The sequence below is a fragment of the Sphingobacterium sp. UBA6317 genome, assembly GCF_002440385.1.
GTDB lineage: Bacteria > Bacteroidota > Bacteroidia > Sphingobacteriales > Sphingobacteriaceae > Sphingobacterium > Sphingobacterium multivorum.
In genome coordinates this window covers 50,105-72,152 of the sequence record NZ_DJTD01000052.1, presented here as the reverse complement: position 1 = coordinate 72,152, position 22,048 = coordinate 50,105, and the positions used below count along the sequence as shown (strand labels likewise).

General features: G+C 40.9%; 22 protein-coding genes and 1 tRNA gene. 14 read left to right on the top strand and 9 right to left on the bottom strand.

The genetic code is table 11. The features are described 5' to 3' along the window. Nucleotides 1-305: 305 nt before the first annotated feature. Together truA and B3E92_RS18080 are read left to right on the top strand one after the other, a co-directional pair. Entirely contained in the window at nucleotides 306-1,061 is a 756-nt protein-coding gene (gene truA / locus B3E92_RS18085) for a tRNA pseudouridine(38-40) synthase TruA (protein ID WP_286897817.1), read from the top strand. An 8-nt stretch (nucleotides 1,062-1,069) separates the two neighbouring features. Next, nucleotides 1,070-2,833, top strand: a complete 1,764-nt coding sequence (locus B3E92_RS18080; protein WP_286897816.1) for an ABC transporter ATP-binding protein — start codon at nucleotides 1,070-1,072, stop codon at nucleotides 2,831-2,833. On the opposite strand, the gene B3E92_RS18075 is transcribed toward B3E92_RS18080, so the two are convergent. After that, nucleotides 2,834-3,355 (bottom strand): hypothetical protein, encoded by a 522-nt coding sequence (locus B3E92_RS18075; RefSeq protein ID WP_286897815.1) that lies wholly within the window; start codon nucleotides 3,353-3,355, stop codon nucleotides 2,834-2,836. Nucleotides 3,356-3,548: 193 nt separating this feature from the next. Here B3E92_RS18075 and B3E92_RS18070 point away from each other — a divergent pair, with 193 nt between their 5' ends. Together B3E92_RS18070 and B3E92_RS18065 are read left to right on the top strand one after the other, a co-directional pair. Further along, on the top strand, nucleotides 3,549-4,031 hold the full coding sequence (locus tag B3E92_RS18070; RefSeq protein WP_286897813.1) for a DUF4293 domain-containing protein: 483 nt from the start codon (nucleotides 3,549-3,551) through the stop codon (nucleotides 4,029-4,031). 67 nt (nucleotides 4,032-4,098) lie between these two features. Then, complete coding sequence (locus B3E92_RS18065) at nucleotides 4,099-4,563, top strand: hypothetical protein (RefSeq protein ID WP_070561465.1); 465 nt, start codon at nucleotides 4,099-4,101, stop codon at nucleotides 4,561-4,563. Nucleotides 4,564-4,631: 68 nt separating this feature from the next. Here B3E92_RS18065 and B3E92_RS18060 read toward each other — a convergent pair whose 3' ends face one another. Next, nucleotides 4,632-5,171, bottom strand: coding sequence for a DUF2892 domain-containing protein (locus B3E92_RS18060; protein ID WP_286897811.1), 540 nt, complete (start codon nucleotides 5,169-5,171; stop codon nucleotides 4,632-4,634). Nucleotides 5,172-5,399: 228 nt separating this feature from the next. Between B3E92_RS18060 and ung the strand changes: the two genes are divergently transcribed. Continuing rightward, nucleotides 5,400-6,074 (top strand): uracil-DNA glycosylase, encoded by a 675-nt coding sequence (gene ung, locus B3E92_RS18055; RefSeq protein WP_286752799.1) that lies wholly within the window; start codon nucleotides 5,400-5,402, stop codon nucleotides 6,072-6,074. A gap of 149 nt (nucleotides 6,075-6,223) precedes the next feature. On the opposite strand, the gene B3E92_RS18050 is transcribed toward ung, so the two are convergent. After that, nucleotides 6,224-6,694, bottom strand: a complete 471-nt coding sequence (locus tag B3E92_RS18050) for an Lrp/AsnC family transcriptional regulator (protein ID WP_046673117.1) — start codon at nucleotides 6,692-6,694, stop codon at nucleotides 6,224-6,226. A 332-nt stretch (nucleotides 6,695-7,026) separates the two neighbouring features. Here B3E92_RS18050 and sufB point away from each other — a divergent pair, with 332 nt between their 5' ends. The 3 genes from sufB (at nucleotide 7,027) to sufD (ending at nucleotide 10,666) form a co-directional block, all read left to right on the top strand. Beyond that, complete coding sequence (gene sufB, locus B3E92_RS18045; RefSeq protein ID WP_046673118.1) at nucleotides 7,027-8,478, top strand: Fe-S cluster assembly protein SufB; 1,452 nt, start codon at nucleotides 7,027-7,029, stop codon at nucleotides 8,476-8,478. 62 nt (nucleotides 8,479-8,540) lie between these two features. Then, the gene (gene sufC / locus B3E92_RS18040; RefSeq protein WP_046673119.1) at nucleotides 8,541-9,299 is read left to right on the top strand and encodes a Fe-S cluster assembly ATPase SufC; all 759 of its coding nucleotides are present in this window, start codon (nucleotides 8,541-8,543) and stop codon (nucleotides 9,297-9,299) included. A gap of 59 nt (nucleotides 9,300-9,358) precedes the next feature. After that, a complete protein-coding gene (gene sufD / locus B3E92_RS18035) occupies nucleotides 9,359-10,666 on the top strand; it encodes a Fe-S cluster assembly protein SufD (protein WP_201639994.1) in 1,308 nt (435 codons plus the stop codon). A gap of 518 nt (nucleotides 10,667-11,184) precedes the next feature. Here sufD and B3E92_RS18030 read toward each other — a convergent pair. Both B3E92_RS18030 and B3E92_RS18025 read right to left on the bottom strand, forming a co-directional pair. Continuing rightward, a tRNA-Gly gene (locus tag B3E92_RS18030) sits at nucleotides 11,185-11,257 on the bottom strand. Between the two features lie 59 nt (nucleotides 11,258-11,316). Then, nucleotides 11,317-12,861, bottom strand: a complete 1,545-nt coding sequence (locus tag B3E92_RS18025; RefSeq protein ID WP_286897809.1) for an NAD(P)/FAD-dependent oxidoreductase — start codon at nucleotides 12,859-12,861, stop codon at nucleotides 11,317-11,319. 165 nt (nucleotides 12,862-13,026) lie between these two features. On the opposite strand from B3E92_RS18025, the gene B3E92_RS18020 reads away from it, so the two are divergent. The 5 genes from B3E92_RS18020 to B3E92_RS18000 all read left to right on the top strand — a co-directional run bounded on the left by B3E92_RS18020 (nucleotide 13,027) and on the right by B3E92_RS18000 (nucleotide 17,116). Then, a complete protein-coding gene (locus tag B3E92_RS18020) occupies nucleotides 13,027-13,605 on the top strand; it encodes a LemA family protein (protein WP_046673163.1) in 579 nt (192 codons plus the stop codon). A gap of 155 nt (nucleotides 13,606-13,760) precedes the next feature. After that, nucleotides 13,761-14,189 carry a TPM domain-containing protein gene (locus B3E92_RS18015; protein ID WP_070561453.1) on the top strand — a complete coding sequence of 143 codons (429 nt, stop codon included), beginning with the start codon at nucleotides 13,761-13,763 and terminating at the stop codon, nucleotides 14,187-14,189. A gap of 199 nt (nucleotides 14,190-14,388) precedes the next feature. Continuing rightward, a complete protein-coding gene (locus tag B3E92_RS18010; RefSeq protein ID WP_286897844.1) occupies nucleotides 14,389-15,138 on the top strand; it encodes a TPM domain-containing protein in 750 nt (249 codons plus the stop codon). A gap of 74 nt (nucleotides 15,139-15,212) precedes the next feature. Beyond that, complete coding sequence (locus B3E92_RS18005) at nucleotides 15,213-16,352, top strand: TlpA disulfide reductase family protein (RefSeq protein ID WP_286897806.1); 1,140 nt, start codon at nucleotides 15,213-15,215, stop codon at nucleotides 16,350-16,352. A gap of 317 nt (nucleotides 16,353-16,669) precedes the next feature. After that, the gene (locus tag B3E92_RS18000) at nucleotides 16,670-17,116 is read left to right on the top strand and encodes a hypothetical protein (RefSeq protein WP_070561451.1); all 447 of its coding nucleotides are present in this window, start codon (nucleotides 16,670-16,672) and stop codon (nucleotides 17,114-17,116) included. A gap of 166 nt (nucleotides 17,117-17,282) precedes the next feature. On the opposite strand, the gene pfkA is transcribed toward B3E92_RS18000, so the two are convergent. The 4 genes from pfkA to B3E92_RS17980 all read right to left on the bottom strand — a co-directional run bounded on the left by pfkA (nucleotide 17,283) and on the right by B3E92_RS17980 (nucleotide 21,619). Further along, entirely contained in the window at nucleotides 17,283-18,257 is a 975-nt protein-coding gene (pfkA, locus tag B3E92_RS17995; protein WP_286769212.1) for a 6-phosphofructokinase, read from the bottom strand. Between the two features lie 196 nt (nucleotides 18,258-18,453). Further along, nucleotides 18,454-20,157 carry a protein-disulfide reductase DsbD family protein gene (locus B3E92_RS17990; RefSeq protein ID WP_286897803.1) on the bottom strand — a complete coding sequence of 568 codons (1,704 nt, stop codon included), beginning with the start codon at nucleotides 20,155-20,157 and terminating at the stop codon, nucleotides 18,454-18,456. Nucleotides 20,158-20,243: 86 nt separating this feature from the next. Continuing rightward, nucleotides 20,244-20,693 (bottom strand): protein-disulfide reductase DsbD domain-containing protein, encoded by a 450-nt coding sequence (locus B3E92_RS17985; RefSeq protein ID WP_070561447.1) that lies wholly within the window; start codon nucleotides 20,691-20,693, stop codon nucleotides 20,244-20,246. A gap of 155 nt (nucleotides 20,694-20,848) precedes the next feature. Next, nucleotides 20,849-21,619, bottom strand: a complete 771-nt coding sequence (locus B3E92_RS17980; protein WP_286897801.1) for a biotin--[acetyl-CoA-carboxylase] ligase — start codon at nucleotides 21,617-21,619, stop codon at nucleotides 20,849-20,851. Between the two features lie 47 nt (nucleotides 21,620-21,666). Here B3E92_RS17980 and rsfS point away from each other — a divergent pair, with 47 nt between their 5' ends. Next, on the top strand, nucleotides 21,667-22,041 hold the full coding sequence (rsfS, locus tag B3E92_RS17975; protein WP_046673130.1) for a ribosome silencing factor: 375 nt from the start codon (nucleotides 21,667-21,669) through the stop codon (nucleotides 22,039-22,041). Nucleotides 22,042-22,048 lie beyond the last annotated feature (7 nt).

Here is a 22,048-nt window from a genome sequence, read left to right as displayed (position 1 = left end):
ACGAGGGGATAAGTTCGGGGTGCGAACATATGGCGACCATGGTGCTCCCGCATTGAATGTACTTAAAAAGGTGGACTCAACGTGGACTCACTGTGGACTTACCGTGGTTGCGGGACGAAGTTGATAGGATGTTGCGGAAACCTTCGTTCCACTGAATCCCGAATGACTCGCCCAGTAGCATCGAGCGAAAGGAAGTGCAAAACAAACAGTTTTGTCATGTAAGGATTAAATAATAAGGAAAATGAGCAAATTCGTTCTACGGAGAAATGATGCTCATTTGGAAAAACGTACCTTTGTTGCATATAATGGATAAAAGACGTTTTTTTTTAGAAATAGCCTATTTTGGACAGGCTTATCATGGTTGGCAAATTCAGAATAATGCAATTTCCGTGCAGGAAGTGCTGAATAAGGCGCTTGAAACCCTGTTGCGGGAACCCATTGAAACAACTGGAGCTGGCCGTACAGATACAGGTGTTCATGCCAAGCAATTGTATGCACATTTCGATGCAGCCCCTGTGGGTATTCTACAAAAAGCTGATCGTTTTATTCATTCGCTCAATGCACTATTGCCCTTTGATGTGGCCGTAAAGCGCCTGATCGAAGTGGAACCCGAAGCACATGCTCGCTTCGATGCGACACAAAGATCCTATGAATACCATCTTCATTTTCATAAAGATCCTTTTATCTATCCCTATTCATGTTTTATGCGCGATCGTCCGGATGTTGAAAAGATGAATGAAGCTGCACAATTTTTATTGGGTAAACAAGATTTCGAATGCTTTAGTAAGTCTCATACGCAGGTGTTTACAAATATTTGCGATATTCGTAGAGCCGAGTGGGTATGGCATACCGAACAACATTTGGTCTTTCATATTACCGCTGATCGCTTTTTGCGCAATATGGTGCGTGCTATTGTGGGTACATCGTTGGAAATAGGCATAAAAGGCAAACCTGTTTCATTTATGCAAGAGGTTATCCAAAGCAAAGACCGGGGGAAGGCAGGTGTTTCCGTGCCGGCACATGGGTTGTATTTAACAGAAGTAGCATATCCTTATATATAGAATTTAACGTGAGTCAAGATAAAATAACTGGTAAAACCTACGATATCAATTTGGTGAAACGCATGAGTCGCTATATGCGTCCATATCATATGGCATTTTGGATATCGGTCGTCCTAACGATATTGCTGGCTGCAGTAGCCCCCGCTTTGCCTATGCTGATCCAGCATACGCTGGATAACTATATCCTAAACTTCGATACCAATGGATTGTCCCTCATGCTGATTGCAATGTTGGCATTGGTCATCCTGCAGACTTTGATCCGTTATTACCATACCTTAATGACAAATACTCTGGGGCAGTCGGTTATCCGTGATATTCGGATTCAGGTATTTAACCACATTGTTCAACTCAGGCTGAAGTATTTTGATCGCACAGCACTGGGAAAATTGATTACCCGTACCATCTCTGATTTGGAGACTCTTTCCAATATTTTTTCTGAAGGTTTGATTCAGATTATCGGCGATTTATTGCAGTTGGTCGTTATTCTGGTTGTGATGTTTTATTCCGATTGGAAGCTGACATTGATTGTTTTAATTCCGATGCCTTTGATGGTGGCAGCGACTTACGTATTTAAAGAGGCGATGAAGTCTGCCTTTATCGATGTGCGGAAATGGGTTTCTAACTTAAATACCTTTTTGCAGGAACACATTACGGGAGTCGGTATTATCCAATATTTTGCGCGTGAAAAGCAGGAAATGGATAAATTTAAGGAAATTAATGCGCAACATCGTAATGCCCATATTCGGACCAATTGGTATTTCTCCATCTTTTTCCCTGTTTTGGAAATTATCATGGCCATTGCTTTGGGATTGTTGGTCTGGTTCGGTTCCAAACAAATTATGGGTGATGTGATCTCTCCGGGTGTAGTGGTGGCCTTTATCATGTATATCAATATGATCTTTAGGCCCATTCGGGAGCTTATTGACAAATTCAATACGCTTCAAATGGGCATGGTTAGCGCTGAACGGATTTTTGAAGTGTTGGATACCGATGAAAAGACCCCAAATTTGGGTACATTGAAACCTGCACACATCAAAGGTGAGATTGCGTTTCGCGATGTTTGGTTCGCCTATAATGAGGAAAACTGGGTCCTAAAGGATGTTAACTTTAACGTTAATCCGGGTGAGACGCTGGCTTTAGTTGGGGCTACTGGTGCTGGAAAATCTTCTACCATCAATATTCTAAGCCGTTTTTATGAAATCAATAAAGGTGAAATTCTGTTGGACGGCCGTAATATCCGCGATTATGATCTCGATTATCTGAGAAATACCATTGCGACGGTATTGCAGGATGTATTCCTCTTCTCGGATAGCGTCATCAATAACATCACATTAGGTGATCCTGCGATATCTAGAGAGCAGGTCATTGAAGCCGCAAAAGAAGTGGGGGCGCATGATTTTATTATGCGACTACCTGGGGGCTATGATTATGATGTGAAAGAGCGGGGTGCAACCCTATCTGCGGGGCAGGCCCAATTGATTTCTTTTATACGGGCCTTGGTACACGATCCCCGGATTCTAATTTTAGACGAGGCGACATCTTCAGTAGATACCGAAACGGAAGAAATGATCCAGCATGCAATCGATAACCTCATGAAAGGAAGAACATCGATTGTTATTGCCCACCGCTTGTCCACCATTCAGAAGGCGGACAAGATTATTGTGTTGGATAAAGGCGAAATCAAGGAATTTGGAACGCATCAGGAATTGCTATCTTTTGATGGGTATTATAAAAAACTATACGACTTGCAATTTCACTCCGCGGGGATTTAATTAAGCGATTATACTCTCTTTGGGGATCGTTTCTTCATCTTCGATCCGTGTATTTGCTTTAATCTCTGAACCTCGCCCTACGAGAACGTTTGCTCCGATTGAGACATTTGGTCCGATGTTGACAAAATCTTCAATAATGGTATTGCTTTCGATAACAGCAGAACCGGCGATAACGCAATGGTTGCCTATCTGTACATCGGGGGCGATGGAAGCGCCGGGGAGGATAATGGTGCCTTCACCAATCTCCGCTCGTTTTGATACGTAGGCTTTGGGATGGATGAGGGTCTGGTAATTCCAGTCTGCATTTTCCGATACAATCCGTTGGCGAAGGCCTGGGTTCTTGACTGCAATAAAGAAATCTTCCTCCGTGCCTTTTACTTGATGGTGAAGTTGAACCTCATAATCGAATACATCTTCAATGAGCAATGATTTGTCAATAAGACCAACAATTTCAATCGCTAAATCTTCTGCTACATCTACCGCAGTTTTAGCGTGAGCAGTTGCACCGTATATATATAACATGGTATTTTTTTTTCGCAAAGATAAAACTTTCTAAAATGAAGCCCTTTGGTATCGTGTAAAAAAATGCAACAAAATATAGGGTTTGATTGTTTTGCTGTTTAATGAGCTGTAAGGTTGATTGTTTTTTCGATCGCAATTATATTGCATATAAAAATCAATTTATCTAAGTTTGTTGGTATACAAAAATTAAACTATGATTCAACGTATCCAAACTGTTTATTTGCTGATAGCAGGATTAGTCATATTCGGCTTGTTTCTATTTCCCTATGTTAATTATAGCGATTTAGTTGGTTTAGGAAAGAATGTGAAGGTGACCGGTGTGTATAGTGTTGCTGCGGGTCAGCCGGTACACGAGGGGGGATTTGGTTATATTCTCCAGACTGTGGCCGCCGTATTATTAGGCGGGCTTCCCCTGTTCACGATATTTAAATTTAAAAAGCGTAAAGTCCAACTTTTGCTTATTTGGGTAGAGGTTGTCGCAATTATCTTATTTGCAGTATGGCTATATTCTTCTGCAAGTACTCATCTCGCTACGGTGAACCAATTTTTGGGTGCTGGGAATATCGGCGTAGGATTCTTTTTGTTGCCTATCTCGATTATTTTCTGTGCGTTGGCCATGGGCGGAGTACGTAAAGATGAAAAGTTGATCCGTTCTGCCGATCGATTGAGGGCATAATTTTGAAAGAATAATCCAATAATAGTTAAAGCCACGAAGACCGTGGCTTTTTTAAATATAATATGATATGAACGTTTTTTTTAGATATGTTGTTGTCTTGATGCTCTTCCTTGTCGGTGGGTTTGTAAAGGCGCAGTCGGCAGATTCATTGTTGGTTGTTGACGATATCCAATTCGATGTAAAGGAATTTCACGTAGATGAGCCTAAGCATGAATTGGTGATCAATTTGTTTGCTATATCGTATAGTAAGAATCCTCGGGAATATAAAATGAACACCTTTTCCACGCAAGTGTTGGATCAGAAGAAACAGCCCCATTTCTTTTCCACGATTCAGATGGGAAATGTATTGGTTAAATTTGAAGATAAGCAGAATTATCTGCACTATTTGCTAGAAGAAGATAAGCCTGTGGATATACAGGTCGTTGTAAAGGATTGGAAGAAAACGGATAAACCGGTTATGGTTAAACTGGTCTTTGAGAGCAGTACAGAAGAGGGGGAGTTTTTGGAGGTTCCTATTTCATTAAAGAAATAATTGATTTTGTCTCTTGACAAAAAAAGCTTCGAAGTTATAACTTCGAAGCTTTTTTTGATTATTCAATATTATCGATTGTATCTGATCTGCTGTTTGTCCATCATGCCCATCTGGTCTTTCATCATTTTGATCTGATCAGCTAACAACTTATTTTTATCTGCTTTTTTAGCTTCTTGAAGAAGTTTTTCGGCTTCACGTTTATTGCGCTTCGCCATGGCTACACCGGCTAGGCTCAATTTTGCTAAGGCGATGTTATGGTCCATATGTAGACCCAATGCCAATGCTTTCTTAAAATATTTTTCAGATTGCATAGGTGCACGTTGTGATTCGATCAGTCCGATCAGCATGTTGTAGTAACCATGCTGTTGTGGGATCAATTGCTTTTCGTAGTTGGTGATTTTACCTAGCCATTTTTCAGCTGCGGCCATATTTTGTTTACGCATATGCCATTGCGCAATCAGCATATATTCATGGAAAAATACAGTAACGAAGCCTAAGATCATGATCAAGATCCCTAAAATTCCCCATCCCCAATTTCCGGTCCAGAATAAGGCAACTGTTCCGATAAGCAATGCACTGCAAATAATGATTCTAACGAGATTTGACATAAATCTTTGTTTAAAATATTTGTATTCAATTTAATTCTGCAAATATCCGTTAATTTCACCGTTTAAGCAACTCGTTCAGGTTGTTATTTTGTAAAAATGTGTTTTTCTAGAAAATGGTAGCTTTTATGTTAATCGATGTGTTCTGATAATCTTGCTTTGGTATAACGCCGAATAGGTGGGCAGCCGGATAAATTTGCCTTTATATGCAACTTTGTCTATGTTTGAATTATGGAAAAGCAATACGATGATTCTTGGGCTCCTGTGTTAAGGCCTTTGTTCGCTCAGCCCTACATGAAACAGTTATCTACTTTTGTGCAAGCAGAGCGTCAGAAAACGAAAGTGTTTCCACCGGCAGATCTGGTGATGAATGCTTTTAAGCTGACGCCATTGGATCAGGTGAAAGTGGTTATTTTAGGGCAGGATCCTTACCACAATGACGGGCAGGCACATGGGCTGTCTTTTTCAGTTCCGGCAGGGATTGCCTTGCCCCCATCTTTAAAAAATATTTTTAAGGAATTGCAAGATGATATCCCTGGTTTTGTTGAGCCGCATGCTGGCGATTTGACTTCTTGGGCCAAGCAGGGGGTATTATTGTTAAATGCGACCTTGACAGTTCAGGCGCATTTGGCTGGTTCTCATCAAAAGAAAGGCTGGGAGATTTTTACAGACAGTATTATTCATGCCATTTCGGAGCGTTGTGAACATGTGGTGTTTTTGTTGTGGGGAAGTTATGCCCAAAAGAAAAGTGTGCTCATTGATGCGAAGAAGCATCTTATTCTAACGGCGGTTCATCCCTCACCGTTGTCTGTCTATCGTGGTTTTTTTGGTAGTAAGCATTTTTCACGCGCAAACCAGTATTTGACGGCACATGGTAAAACCCCAATTGATTGGCGCCTGATTTAAGTTGTGGCTTGGGTTAAATTTTGCGAAGCGTTTGCTGTCCAATAGCTTAAAGTAGATAAATATCATTGCCGGTGATCCGCGCATGGCGCAAATGCGTCCAGGAGCGAGATTCCGGTAATGATATTTTTGATTGGGCTTAATTCCCTCGCTTAATATTCTAAAGGAATAATGGGTTCTTTTTTGCTGGTCGACATAATCATCATGGTTTGGAATGTCTTTACAAAAGGTATTTTGGATATTTTTTCCATGATGACGCCTTCATAAGCTTTGATATCTTTTACGTAAACCTTGAGGATGAAATCACAATTGCCTGTAACGTGATGGCATTCGGTTACTTCAGGTATCATTTTGACTGCAGCTACAAATTCAGGAATAGCGTTGTGGGTATGGAAATCGAGTGAGATCTGTATGAACGACTTGATCCCAAGCCCCAGTTTCTCCTCGTCCACAAAGGCATGGTAACTTTTGATGAAGCCGGAGTTTTCCAGTTTTCGCACACGCTCTAAGGTTGGCGCGGGGGACAGTCCGATGCTAGATGCGAGTTGCAAATTAGTTATACGACCATTCTCTTGTAATAGTTTAAGAATTTTTAAATCTGTTTTATCCGGTGCAAAGGGCATATCTTAAGTCTTAATAATCAATAGTATTTGTAAATATACAAAATTATATTTGGAAATTTAAAAATATACAAAATTATTGGTGATAAATAGATTTTAGTTATATCGTGTTTTTATAATTATAATTTTAATCGATGCAAAATCATTTGACTGTCATAATCGATTGAAATGTGCTCATTTTAATGAAATGGAGTGATAAATGTCATTTTTTTATTAAAAATGCCTTCGTAAGGTGCTATTAAATGCTGTTTTATTGGCTTTGAAATTGTAACTTTGCAGTTCGATAGGTGCGGAGGTGAAGCCCTCCCAAATTAGTTAAACCGTGAGAGCGCAATATGAGTACTAAAGACGACGATTTGTTAAAAGAGCTAGAGCTCGAAGAATATAAATACGGGTTCACGACAGATATCGAAATGGAAATTGCAGCCAAAGGCCTTACTGAGGATACGGTTCGTTTTATTTCGGCAAAAAAGAATGAACCTGAATGGCTATTGGAATGGAGATTAAAAGCTTTCCGTCATTTCTTGACGTTAAGAATGCCTACTTGGCAGAATTTCAAAGCTCCCGAGATTGATTTTCAAGAGATTTCCTACTATGCAGCCCCGAAAGCAAAACCGCAGCTTAATTCGATGGATGAGGTTGACCCTGAGTTGATTTCCACTTTCGAAAAGTTGGGAATTCCTTTGGATGAGCAAAAAATATTGGCGGGAGTTGTGGCTGTAGATGCTGTCTTCGATTCGGTATCTGTAAAAACAACGTTTCGTGAGAAATTAAAAGAGCAAGGAGTTATTTTCTGTTCATTTGGTGAGGCCGTGCAAGAGCATCCTGACCTGGTGAAAAAATATTTGGGTACAGTGGTTCCGCAGACAGATAACATTTATGCAGCATTAAATTCTGCAGTGTTTTCGGATGGATCCTTTGTTTACGTTCCAAAAGGCGTTAGATGTCCAATGGAATTGTCTACCTATTTCCGTATCAATGCACAGAATACTGGGCAATTCGAACGCACGTTGATCATTGCGGATGAGGGGGCTTATGTTTCTTATTTGGAGGGATGTACTGCACCTATGCGTGATGAAAACCAGCTGCATGCGGCAGTGGTTGAATTGATTGCCGAACGTGATGCTGATATTAAATATTCTACCGTTCAAAACTGGTACCCTGGTGATAAAGAAGGAAAAGGTGGTATTTATAACTTTGTAACCAAGCGTGGAATCTGTAAGGGCGATAACAGTAAAATCTCCTGGACACAGGTAGAAACCGGTTCTGCAATTACATGGAAATACCCGGGTGTGATTTTAAAGGGTGATAACTCTATTGGTGAGTTTTACTCTGTAGCCATGACGCGTAATCATCAGGTAGCTGATACAGGAACGAAGATGGTTCATTTGGGTAAAAACACAAAATCTAAAATTATTTCTAAAGGTATCTCCGCCGGTAAGAGCCACAACAGTTATAGAGGTTTAGTGAAAATCGGTCCAAATGCCGACAACTCGCGTAACTTTACACAATGTGACTCCTTATTGATCGGTGATAAATGTGGGGCACATACATTCCCTTACATCGAAAATAGAAATAAGACGGCCAAATTAGAGCATGAGGCGACTACTTCCAAAATCGGTGAGGACCAGGTGTTCTATTTGAATCAACGGGGTATAGATTCTGAGAAAGCTGTTGGTTTAATTGTCAACGGGTATGCAAAAGAAGTATTAAATCAATTGCCGATGGAGTTTGCTGTAGAGGCTCAAAAATTATTGGCAATTTCATTAGAAGGTTCAGTAGGATAGATAAAAAATCATTGGGAATGTAGTTTAAGTCGCTACATGACACCATACTCAATACGAATAAAATGTTAAGCATTAAAAATTTACATGCGTCTGTAGAAGACAAACAAATATTAAAAGGGTTAAACCTAGAAGTAAAAGCTGGCGAAGTTCATGCGATTATGGGACCAAATGGTGCTGGTAAAAGTACATTAGGGAATGTATTAGCAGGACGTGAATCCTATGAGGTAAGTGAAGGTTCCGCACTATTGGACGGTGTGGATTTATTGGATCTTTCCCCTGAAGACCGTGCGCGTGAAGGGCTGTTTTTGGCTTTTCAATATCCTGTTGAGATTCCGGGCGTATCGAATATCAATTTCTTGAAAACGGCTGTAAATGATATTCGTGAGTACAAAGGTCTTCCGCCAATGGAAGCGAAGGAATTTTTACAAATGGTAAAAGACAAGCAAAAATTGGTTGAGTTTTCAGCTAATTTGGCTAACCGCTCTTTAAATGAAGGATTCTCCGGTGGTGAGAAAAAGCGTAACGAAATTTTTCAATTGGCGATGTTGAACCCGAAATTATCTATTTTGGATGAGACAGATTCTGGTTTGGATATCGATGCACTTCGTATCGTTGCAAATGGTGTGAATCAATTGCGCTCTAAAGACAATGCTTTTATTGTTATTACACACTACCAACGTTTGTTGGATTATATCGTTCCAGATTTTGTTCACGTATTGTACAATGGCCGTATCGTGAAATCGGGACCTAAAGAATTAGCTTTGGAGCTCGAAGAAAAAGGATACGATTGGTTAAAAGAATATGATACACAAAACGCCTAATCTTTTACCTGAGTAAATAGGATTAGAGGAGAATTTTGGCGATTTGATTAAAAAATAACATGAGTACATTAGTTTCAGAATCATTACTTCAACAAGTGTTGGGAGCTTTCAAAGAGCAAGGCGTTTCAGACGAACCTTCGTTTTTCGTGGAAGCCCGCCAACTTGCATTCGAGCGTTTCGAAGCAGCAGGCTTTCCCACCGTTAAGAATGAAGAATGGAAATATACAAACATCCACAGTATTATCAATAAGCCTTATGCGCTTGATGTCGATGTGGATATCGAAGGCTTAGACTTTAGTGCAGGTGAGATTCCGCAGTTGGATGCCTACCGCATTATTTTGGTGAATGGTCAGTATGTATTAGCAGTAAGTGAATTAGAAAATGTAAAGGGACTGTCGGTTATTCCAATGGATGAAGCCACTTCAGAGCCTGCATTTGAGTCCCATTTTGCTAAATATGCGGATAAGTCAGACAATATTATGGTCGCTTTGAATACGGCTGCTTTTACCAATGGTGTTTTTATCCATTTGAAAAAGGGAGTTGTACTTGATAAACCAATACAGATTATTCACGTCGCTACAGGGAAAGAGGATTTCTTTGCACAAACACGTAATTTGATCGTTGTCGAGCCAAATGCAGAACTTGAATTGATCGAAAGCTTTATCACTGCAGAAGGTACCGCAAATAATGTGCACAATAAGGTCTCTGAGATTATCGTCAAAGAGAATGCTAAAGTACAACATTATTATTTGCAGCTCGCGGAATCTGTAAGCCGTTACTTTAATCATACAGAGGTATATCAAGAAAAATACAGTCTTTACAATAATTACAACTGTAATTTTCCAGGCGCTTCGTTTATCCGTAACAATATCAACGTCCGTTTGGATGCCGAGCATGTGGAGAGCCATTTATATGGAATCAACTTAACGGCTGCCGATCAATTGGTCGATAATCATACCATCGTAGACCACCTGAAACCACATTGTGAGTCCTATGAATGGTATAAAAATATTACACAGGACAAGTCCGTTGCGGTTTTCAATGGAAAAATCTTTGTGCGCGAGGATGCGCAGAAAACGAATGCTTTTCAACAGAATAATAATATGTTGATGTCAGACAATTCGGCGGTTTATACCAAACCACAGTTGGAAATCTTTGCCGATGACGTAAAATGTTCACACGGGTGTACCATCGGTCAGTTTGATAATGAAGCGCTGTTTTATCTGAGAGCAAGAGGAATTGGCGAAGAGTCTGCCCGTATCCTGTTGGTGCACGCATTTGCATTTGACGTAACGACACGTTTCTCAAATGAGGTTGTTCGCAAATATGTTGAAGAGCTTGTAGAAGAAAGCCTAAGAACAAATTAAATCCATTTAGGATCATATAGCTTTTAAATATGGCGTTTACTGAATAGGTAAACGCCATTTTTTTTCATAGACCAATACATCATAGCCTTCGTATCAAGCGCCAAGTTGCGTCTTGTTGCTCTTGCTTGGACGGAAGAGCGTTTAATCGTATTGGGAGAAGCGCTTAAAGTTATCATTGTTTGCTGTAGGGTAGACCCTAGTAATTTTGGATATCAACTTCGTCATTTTCACGGTATAACAACGGATCTTAATCGGAGCTACAACGCTATTTGTTCGCTCACAACCGAAGAAGCACCGAACAAGTACCGAACAAGCTCCGAAGAAGCACCGAGGAAGCTTCGAATGGAACCAACGTTGAAACTAATCCGTTCTTGGTACTTGCTTTAAATTGTGCTAATAATTTTTTCGGCAATTTTAGTTAAAATCAAACAAAGATAAAGGTGATGAAGGGCTGAAATGTAGGGAATAACAGAGCACTATTAAACGAAAAAAGCTTCCAAATTTTGGAAGCTTTTTTGAGCGAAAGACGAGATTCGAACTCGCGACCCCAACCTTGGCAAGGTTGTGCTCTACCAACTGAGCTACTTTCGCGTTGATGTTACAAAAGTAAGGCATTTATTCGTATTCTGCAAGAGGAAAAGCAAAAAATATTAACTTAAATTGATCGCATCAACACAATTAATACCGTCTATAGCCGCCGAAATGATACCGCCGGCATAACCTGCCCCTTCACCACAAGGGTAAAGTCCTTTGACCTGAGGGTGTTGTAAATCTTCTTTATTTCTAGGAATCCGAATCGGTGAAGATGTACGTGACTCTACACCGACTAAAATGGCTTCATTGGTATAATACCCTTTCATCTTTTTGCCAAAGATGGGCAACGCACCGCGTAATGCTTCGTGAACAAAAACAGGTAGCACTTCGGTGAGATCTGCAGATGCTGTTCCGGGCTTGTACGAGTTTTCTGGCAGATCCATAGATACACGTCCTTCGACAAAGTCGACCATGCGTTGCGCCGGAGCAACGAGCTTACCGCCACCTACGGCAAAAGCCTTTCGTTCGATCTCTTTCTGAAAATTCAGTAATGCAAATGGATCCTTATGTGCATTGGCAACGTCCTCAAGGTTGATCTGAATAACGGTGCCTGAATTGGCGTGCGGATTATTTCGTTTGGATGGTGACCATCCGTTGACAACGATTTCATCTAAATCTGTTGCACAGGGAGCAATGACGCCGCCTGGGCACATGCAGAATGAAAATACACCACGGTCATTCACCTGTTCAACCAGGCTATAATAGGCTGGCGGCAAATGCTCGCTTCTTACCTGGCAGTGGTATTGCGCCTGATCAATGATTGCCTGCGGGTGCTCGATACGCACGCCCAAAGCAAATGCTTTGGCTTCGATCAGCCAATTGTTGCGATGAAAAAGCTCGAAAATATCCCGCGCAGAGTGCCCTGTTGCTACAATGACATGATCTGCCTTAATTTCTTCACCATTGGCTAATTTGACACCGCGTACTTGACCGAAGGATTCTAAAATGTCATCGACACGTTGGTCAAAATGAAATTCGCCCCCAAATTCAAGGACGCTCTCGCGCATGGCCTCAATAATATGCGGCAATTTATTTGTACCGATATGTGGCCGTGCATTGACCAGAATATCCGTCGTGGCCCCATGGGAAACGAAAAGTCTGAGTACTTTGTCTACGTCACCTCGCTTATTGGAACGTGTATATAATTTTCCGTCTGAGTACGTTCCAGCTCCACCTTCGCCAAAGCAGTAGTTTGACTCAGGGTTTACGATGCCTTCCCGGTTCAACTTAGCTAGATCGCGTCTACGGTCTTGGACCTTTTTACCGCGTTCGATTACAATTGGTTTGAGACCACGTTCAATACAGCGTATTGCTGCAAACAGGCCGGCAGGGCCCGCGCCAATAATAATAACGGGTTTTCCGTCTTTAACGGACTTAAAATTATTTTCGTAGAGTTCTGGAACAGGATGCTCGTCAATGTAGTAAATAACACGAGCTCGATAAACAACCTGCTTGCTTCGGGCGTCAATGGAACGTTTACGGATTTTATAACCTTTGACTTGTTGAGGTTGGACTTTCAGGGCTTTGATCCCTTGCTGTAGAATATACTGATCGTCCTCGATTCTTTCTGGAAGTATCGCAATTTCAATTTCTTTTTGCATAGTATGAGGGCTGGGTTTTTATCCCAAAACCGGGACAAAGTTAATGAATATTGGCTATTTGGAGATTTGGAAATAAAAATATTCTTATCTTAGTAAGAGCTTGGTATATGCTTTGATAGTGTAACCGTATAATTTGAATAGTATTTAATTCTTTGAACAATGAAAATTAAAAGATTTTTGGTCGCCCTATGTGGTTTATTTGCATTAGTATCATTAAACTCCTGTGGCTACAATACGATGGTCTCACAAGATGAGAATGTTAAAGGAAAATGGGCACAAGTTGAAAATGCGTATCAACGTCGTGCGGATCTAGTTCCAAATTTGGTTAATACGGTAAAAGGAGCGGCAAAACACGAAGAAAGTACATTGACAGCTGTTGTAGAGGCAAGAGCTAAAGCTACTTCGGTGACGATTAATGCCGATGACTTGTCTGAGGAGAATATTGCCAAGTTTCAAAAAGTTCAGGATGAATTCAGCGGTTCGTTGAGTCGTCTTTTGGCGTCTGTTGAAGCTTATCCTGATTTGAAAGCCAATCAGAACTTTTTGGAATTACAAGCACAGCTGGAAGGTACTGAAAATCGTATTTCAACAGAACGTAGATCTTACAATGAAGCGGTACAGCAATATAATACCACCGTACGCAGCTTCCCGAATAATTTAATGGCGGGGATGTTCGGATTTAAGGCAAAAGGTACATTTACTGCGGCCCCAGGTTCGGATAAAGCGCCAACGGTATCATTCTAACAGCAAATTGTTAGGAATGAACAGGATGATGGATGATGCGGCTTTCGTAGAAGCACATCATCCATTTTTTTATCGTGTTTTAATTAGTTTAGACCCTTTGAATCTGGAATAACCGGTATGGTAATCTAGTTTTGGAGTGCAAACGTATACAAACTATGGCATTAAATTCTGAAGAACAAGAGAAGATCGTTCACGCGATTAATGTAGCTGAAAATGAGACTTCTGGTGAGATTCGTGTAGTGGTCGAAAATCATTGCCCCGACGAGGTACATGATCGTGCAACCTATTATTTTTCCAAATTGGGCATGCATAAGACTACATTGAAAAATGGTGTTCTTATCTATATCGCGCTGGAAGACCATAAATTTTCCATTATCGGCGATAAGGGAATTCACCAACGTGTAGAAGGTGATTTTTGGAACAGTACCAAAGATCTAATGGTGGCGGAGTTTCGGGTGGATCGCATTGTTGAGGGCTTGGTCAAGGGGATCGAACATGCGGGTAAACAATTGGCAAAATTCTTCCCGCGTGAACACGATGACATCAACGAGCTTCCAAATGATATTGTTTTTGGAGACCGTTAGTTGTTAAGTGACCAGAAACAGTCCCGAAAAGCGATTTCCTGTCTCACAAATAAACTGATAAAGATCGTGATAAACCCGATTTCGGGATTCACCGAACGCCATTTGCATGAAAACTGCTCAAGGCAAATAAAAATGAATAAAAGAGAATTATAGGATGAAATTTGTATCGAGATTATTTTCTCGGGTTCGGATCCCTGCTATGGCTATGTTGCTTTGTTTGCTGTCGGCAGCCACAGTATTGGGTCAAGATTTCCCAGAAACATCAAATAGGCTTGTCAATGATTATACAAACACATTGACCGCAAGTCAGAAGCAATTATTGGAGCAGAAGCTATTGGCATTTGAGGATTCCGCATCTACGCAGATTGCAGTGGTTATGATGAATTCTACCGGTGGCTATGATATTTCTGATTATGCGGTTCGTTTAGCGAAAAAATGGGGTATTGGGAATAAAAAGTATAATAACGGTATTCTGTTGTTGGTCGCTCTGGGAGATCGGGCGGTGACCATTCAAACAGGTTATGGTATAGAGGGCGCTGTCCCGGATGCCATTGCATATCGTATTATTGAAAATGATATCAAGCCGGCTTTTCGTCAGGGCGATTACTACAAAGGAGTGGACGATGCGACCAGTTCCTTAATTTCCTACACAAAAGGTGAGTACAAAGCTGATCCAAAACAACCGAAAGGAAAGGGATCAGGTTCGGTGATGTTTGTTGTTATTATTGTGATAGTCTTGGTTGTTCTTTTCTCCAATCGCGGTGGACGAGGTGGTGGCGGTGGTGGCCGTGTGATGAATGGACGCGGCGCTTCTGATGTCTTTTGGTGGACATTGCTGAATGGTCTTGGCGGCGGTGGCGGCGGTGGCTTCGGCGGAGGCTCTGGTGGCGGATTTGGCGGTTTCGGTGGCGGTGATTTTGGTGGTGGCGGTGCTTCCGGACGTTGGTAACATCTTTGCTAAATAATGTTAAATAGGACGACAGTGAAACGGAAATGTTTTACATTTATGGGAAGTATATAATTATGAAAAAGGGAATATTAATGGGTTTAAGCTTTTTACCAGCCTTGTTAATGGCACAAGAAAGCTTCACGGTTACAGGAAAAGTAAACACGACGTCAGACAAAGCGAAAGTGTTTATGCAATATGCTGCGAATGGCACTCGCCAGACTGATTCAGCAACGGTCGTAAAAGGCGAATTTAAGTTCAACGGACAGGTAGCTACACCAACAAAAGGTATGATGATCTATTCGCCGGAGGGCTTAACTTTTGCAGAACTTAGAAATAGTCAAAAGCAACCTGAGACAGCACAGTTATATCTTTCTAAAGGCGTTATCAAAGTCGATGCAACCAAAGGGTTTAAAAATGCAACGGTCTCAGGTACGGCGCTTAATGACGATCTGACGCAGTACAAGGCTTTTGTGAAACCGCATACAGATGCGTTCGAGGCATTGAACCAACAATATTATGCGGCTTCGGAGACGCAAAAACAGGATCCTAAATTCATCGAAGGCTTACAAAAACAAGCTGGTGAGATTTCCGAAAAAATGGAAAAAGCAGATGCTGAATTTATTAACAAAAACCCAAAAAGCTGGTATACGTTGGATTTGTTGTCTGAGAATGTCAGCGGTGAAAACGTCAATGAATATGTAGCTTCTTTTGAGAAATTGTCTCCTGAACTGAAAAATTCTGAAAAAGGGAAGGAATTGGCTGAGCGTATCCAAAAGTTGAAAGCAGTAGCTGTTGGTTCGGTAGCACCTGACTTCACATTGCCAGACACAACAGGCAAGAATATTTCCTTATCTTCTTTAAGAGGAAAATATGTCTTGTTGGATTTTTGGGCAAGCTGGTGTGGTCCTTGTCGTCATGAGAACCCGAATGTCGTTGCGGCTTTCAATAAATTCAAAGATAAAGGGTTTACCGTGTTTGGTGTTTCTTTAGACAATCCCGGTAAAAAAGATGCTTGGGTGAAAGCTATCCATGATGATAATTTACAACAATGGCCACACGTTTCGGACCTACAGGGCTGGAAATCCGCTCCGGTAAAATTGTACGAAGTACGTGGTATTCCGCAAAACTTCTTAATTGATCCTTCTGGTAAAATTGTCGCATCAAATTTAAGAGGTGAGGCTTTGGAAGCGAAGTTAGCTGAATTGCTAAAGTAAACTGATATCTAGTTGCCATTAGGCATTGGAATAGCCCCTAATTGTTATACTCAGGTGAACTGAGTCTGCGATTAGGGGTTTCTTTTTATAGTCGTCCTCATCCAATCGCTTTTTTGGCGCCGCGACTAATTGACGACTCTAAAAGGCGAATAGTGTGACGACTGCAAAACATTGAATGAATTTGCTAACTTCGTCTGCTGCTATAGCGAATGATTGCGTGAAACCGCTATATCCTCGTAACAGCCGGATTAGGGGATGATGAATCCTAGGTATTTAAACATGGTGATCAGCGCTATTGGGGTTATAAAATTGTAAAGATGAAGAAAACAGTAATTTTGGGTATATTCTTGGGGACGGTGATTGCTTCCTGCGGTGGCGATCAAGATAAGGGAATTCCTGTTGTCAACCTAGAGGCGTTGCATGCCATACCTTTGGATCACCCGATTGATCAATTGGCTAAAGACACGACATTTATCGATGTTACGTTGCCGCCTAATGCCCGGATCGATCAGTTGTCGCAACAGGAGCTGGGCCAATTAAAAGCTGCGGCATATCGTTTTTATCAGCATGTTACACTGGAAAATAATCAATACCGCGTTGATCTTAAAGATCCAAAGGTGCTACACCTATCGGAGCAGGTTATTAAGGCATATGAACAGGCGATCAGCAATACGAATCATTTTGCGGACTCGATGGCCAAAGCAGGTCAGGCCATTCAGTTGCCGCCGGTATCTGAAGAATACCGCAATAATTTGCTTAAATAACAACTGGCAGGATATGATGCTCATATGCCTTTATGGAATATGACCGTTCAGGTATCAGGCCTTACCAAAGAATTTGGACAAATCTAGCAACGCAAGGCATAAAAAAAGAGTATACATCACGATGTATACTCTTTTTTTATTGTTAGTCAAGAATAAACTAGATCATTTACAACGAAAGGATTTCAATGATACGAAGCAGATCTTCATTCATTTTTACGTTATGCTTGATGGCGCTCTTAAAAGGAGTGAATCTTACTTCACTGCAAATCAGTCCGGCCATTTCACCTCTGCGGCCTTGTAGTAAAGCCTCTACCGCGGCAATTCCAAGCCTGCTGGCCAGTACACGATCCATGCAAGTAGGGCTTCCGCCACGCTGAATATGTCCTAAAATAGATAATCTAACGTCGTAGTGCGGGAAATTTTCCTTGATTTTTTCCGATACCACCATCCCGCCTTCTTTGTCGCCTTCAGCGACAATAATAATGCGGGATGATTTATTTTTACGGCTTTTGTCAAGTCTTTTCATAATCGCATCATAGTCTACCTCAAACTCAGGAACCAGTACTGCTTCAGCACCGGTACTGATACCAGAACGGACGGCGATAAGACCAGAGTCGCGGCCCATCACTTCAATCACAAAAAGTCTATCGTGAGACTCGGCGGTGTCGCGAATTTTGTCTACGGCTTGGATAACTGTATTAATGGCTGTATCATAGCCAATAGTGAAGTCTGTACCGGCCAAATCGTTATCGATTGTGCCCGGAAGACCGATGATAGGAAAATCGAATTCTTCGATAAATTTGGATGCGCCGGTAAATGTACCATCGCCACCGATAACAACCATGGCATCAATACCGTGGCTGCGTAAATTTTCATAGGCCTGCTTACGTCCTTCAATTGTTTTGAAAGCTTCGCTGCGGGCTGTTTTTAGGATAGTACCACCACGTTGTATGATATTGGCTACAGATTTAGCATCCATAGGGATAATCTCACCATTAACTAGACCATCATAACCTCTGCGTACCCCAAATACTTCAAGATTATTGTAGATCCCCGCTCTAACAACAGCGCGGATACCAGCATTCATTCCTGGAGCATCTCCTCCAGATGTCAAAACAGCAATTTTTTTAATGTTACTCATACGTACTCAAACTTAGCTATTTTTAAGCGTATATACAATTATATTTCCGTTATTAGAAGTCGCCAATATCGCTATTAAGAACAAGCAATCGCTTTTTTAACTGCAATCATCTAAGTGTGAGCTAAAGATAATGCAAATTTAATAATCGCATGTTCTCTGCTGTTATTCTCTAAGCATACCTTCTGCTGTATACAGACTATTTTTTTGCCTTAAAGGCGTCAATTCCGCTCTGTAAAAACGCAGTGTACTCCGCAATATTATAGTTTGCACCAGTTTTTGGAACCAATACGGTGCCCGATGCATCGACGATAACATAGAGTGGTTGCGAATTGCTGTCGAAAGCTGAGGCTTGGAAATCACTGTTTTTATTCCCTATCGTTTTGATTTTTTTGCCACTGTATTTTGAAACGAATTGTTCGTTTGCAGGTAATTCTGTTTTATCATCGACAAACAATTCGGCCATTATAAATTCTTCCTTCAATAGCTTGGCAACGGCAGGATCAGTCCATACATTTGCTTCCATTTTTCGGCAATTAACACAGTTCCAACCTGTAAAATCTATCAATACAGGTTTATTCAGTTCTTTTGCTGTTTCCAAGGCCTGATCATAATCATAATATGGATCAAATCCTTTTGGTGTACCGCGTTCGTGAAAAATATCCGCGTATTTTTTGACTTTACCATCACTGTGTGCGGGAGCGGCTGCTATTCCTGCCGACAGGTCAAAGTCCTGTGTTGCCGAGGGTGGCAAGAAAGCTGAAATTGATTTTAGGGGAGCTCCCCATAGCCCCGGTACCATATAGATAACGAAGGAGAATACAATGATAGCGAGAATAGTTCTCGGTACGGAGAGGAATTTTAATTCACTGTCATGTGAAAATTTAATCTTTCCAATAAGATATAAGCCCATCATACTAAAGATGGCAATCCATAGCGATAAGAACACCTCCCGATCCAGCCAATTCCAATGGTAGGCCAAATCTACATTTGATAAGAATTTCAGTGCCAGTGCGAGCTCTAAGAAGCCGAGTACAACCTTCACCGAATTTAACCAGCCACCAGATTTTGGCAGGGATTTTAACATCGAAGGGAACATCGCAAATAAGCCAAAAGGAATTGCAAGTGCTATAGAAAAGCCAAGCATACCGATTGCGGGACCTAGGCGTTCTCCTTTTGAGGCCGCTTCGACCAATAAGGTGCCAATAATGGGGCCAGTGCAGGAGAAGGAGACCAGTGAAAGGCTGAATGCCATAAAGAAAAGCCCTACGAGACCGCCTTTGTCGGATTTGGCATCCATTTTATTGACAAAAGAACTCGGTAACGTGATTTCAAAAGCACCAAAAAAGGATGCGGCGAAAACAACTAATAAGAGGAAGAATAGGAAGTTAAATACCCCATTTGTGGATAAAGCATTCAATGCATCCGAACCAAAGGAAATGGTAATAATCATTCCTAAAGCGACATAGATCACAATAATAAAGAGACCGTAGAGGAGTGCCTTGCTGATACCGCTTGCGCGGCTTCCAGCCTGTTTTGTAAAATAACTTACGGTAAGTGGGAGCATTGGAAATATACATGGCATGAGTAGCGCTGCGAAGCCGCCAACTAATCCTGCGATAAAGATACTCCAAAGTGATTTTTTACTTGATTCTTGCCCGGAGGGAGCGTTTGCCTTAACAGGAGCTATTTTGCTGCTGTCCTGACTAACCATTGTGTCAGGTGAAGTTGTAAAATTTAGATCCTCAGGTACCGCTTCAACAGCGGTAGCTGTATCCGGTGATGATTCAAATTGAAGTCCTTCTGTACTTGTTAAACTATCTTGTGCGGAGGCAAAAGTTGCTGTCGTTAAAGAAAGACTGAAAAAAGCAATTAAAAGTAGAATGAATGTGTTTTTTAACATGCGTATGAATTTCTGATGTTATGGTCAAAAATAAAAAAAGGCGATGAGAATCGCCTTATTAATTTATCCGTGTAGAATCATTTTTACTATTTGATTGTCACAGCAAAAGCATATTCGTCTGGAGGAAGACATTGTGATGCATCACATGCTTGCCATTCAACAGTGCCTTTAACGGTGGCAGTTCCTTTGTTTAAAGTTACTTTTTGTTGGAAAATTACCTCGTTTGTAAAATAACCAACATCCATCTTAAATACATCCTCGTGTTTTACTTTTGGTTTCGGCTCTGCAGTTTTACCTACCAATGTATAATCTGCCGCTTTAGCAAAGTTGAAAGAAGTTGGAATTGGGCCACCATCTTTCACATTTTGTGAATATATGTGCCATCCATTTTGGATTGTAGCTTTTACATAAACTACAGCTTCTTTGTTATTTAACTTTTTGCTCGCCACAGTCCATTTTACCGGTTTGTGAATCTGAGCGAATGCTCCCGTAACTGCAAAAATTACCACAGTCATTAACAGTATTAACTTTTTCATCAGAATTTAATTTGTTCTTTCCTTTTTCACTACAATGATTGCAGTGTGTTCTTGTTCTTTGATACTTCGGGTGAATAAAGGTTTAATCACGCTGTTGACAAATTTAGAACAAAGGTTTGACAATCCTAAAATGGGTTATCCTTTTTTTGTAAAGATTAAGTAATAAGATGTGTAATTTCTTTGATATCAAATTCGCGCAAGGTGTCTTCCAAAAGAACCAGTAGCTTCCCGTCATTAGACACCTGTTGAATAATGCCAGTTTTTTTGATGCCGTCGACTAGGAATGGTCTTTCTTCACCTCTCCAAAACAATAACGCGTTGTAGCGGTTTAACTGATATTGAGCGCCCTCCTTATACAGGTTCAGGTACTCCTGTTGGATCACTTGGAATAACTCCTGTGCCAGTTCCTTGATGTTGTAATCCTGTCGATCGGTCAGGCAGGCGAGCGAGGTTATTGTTGTTGCTGTGTCAAAATTAATTTGATTAATATTTACACCAATGCCAATAATTGCGTGGTCTATTTTACTGCCTTTTAATTTATTTTCTATTAAAATGCCTGTTATTTTTTTTGAATTGACGTAAATATCATTGGACCATTTCACGGCTACAGGCTGCTCGGTTTTGCTTTTCAGCCAATTGACGGTTGCAATGGCGATTGTGGCGGAAAGCGCAAATTGTTCCGCTATGGGCAGGAAATGAGGCTTTAAGAGGATCGATGTTGTTAGATTTTTCCCTGGTTCACTGACCCAGGAGCTTCCACGCTGCCCCTTGCCCTGAAATTGTTCTTCTGCTAAAATGGCAGTCCCCTCAGCTAGTGGCTTGAAATTTGACAATAATTCCCTGAGATAATCGTTTGTAGAGGCGACTTTGTCAAGATATATTGTATTTTGACCGATGATAAGTCCCGAAATATTGTTATTTTGCAAACTGAAAGTATTAAATAAATATTAAGTCAAAACTATCACATTTTTTAATGAGTAAAAATAAAAGTTCAGAATTGTCCCAACGTCTATCAGAAATTATCGTTTATGGTATGCAAGAAAAGAAAGCAAACGAGATCGTTCGCTTGGATTTAAGAGATCTTCACAGTTCTGTTTCCGATTATTTTGTGATTTGTCATGCCGACTCTAACATTCAGGTGAATGCGATAGCAAAGAGTGTCGAAGAAGAAGTCTATAAGGCATTTGGTCAAGAACCCCAATATAAAGAAGGACAATCCAATGGTGAATGGTTGATTTTGGATTTTGTGGATGTGGTTGTACATATCTTTAAGACCGAAAAAAGAGCGCATTATGGTATCGAGGATTTATGGGGAGATGCAGAAGTACAGCATTTCCAAAGCGCTTAATTGTTCT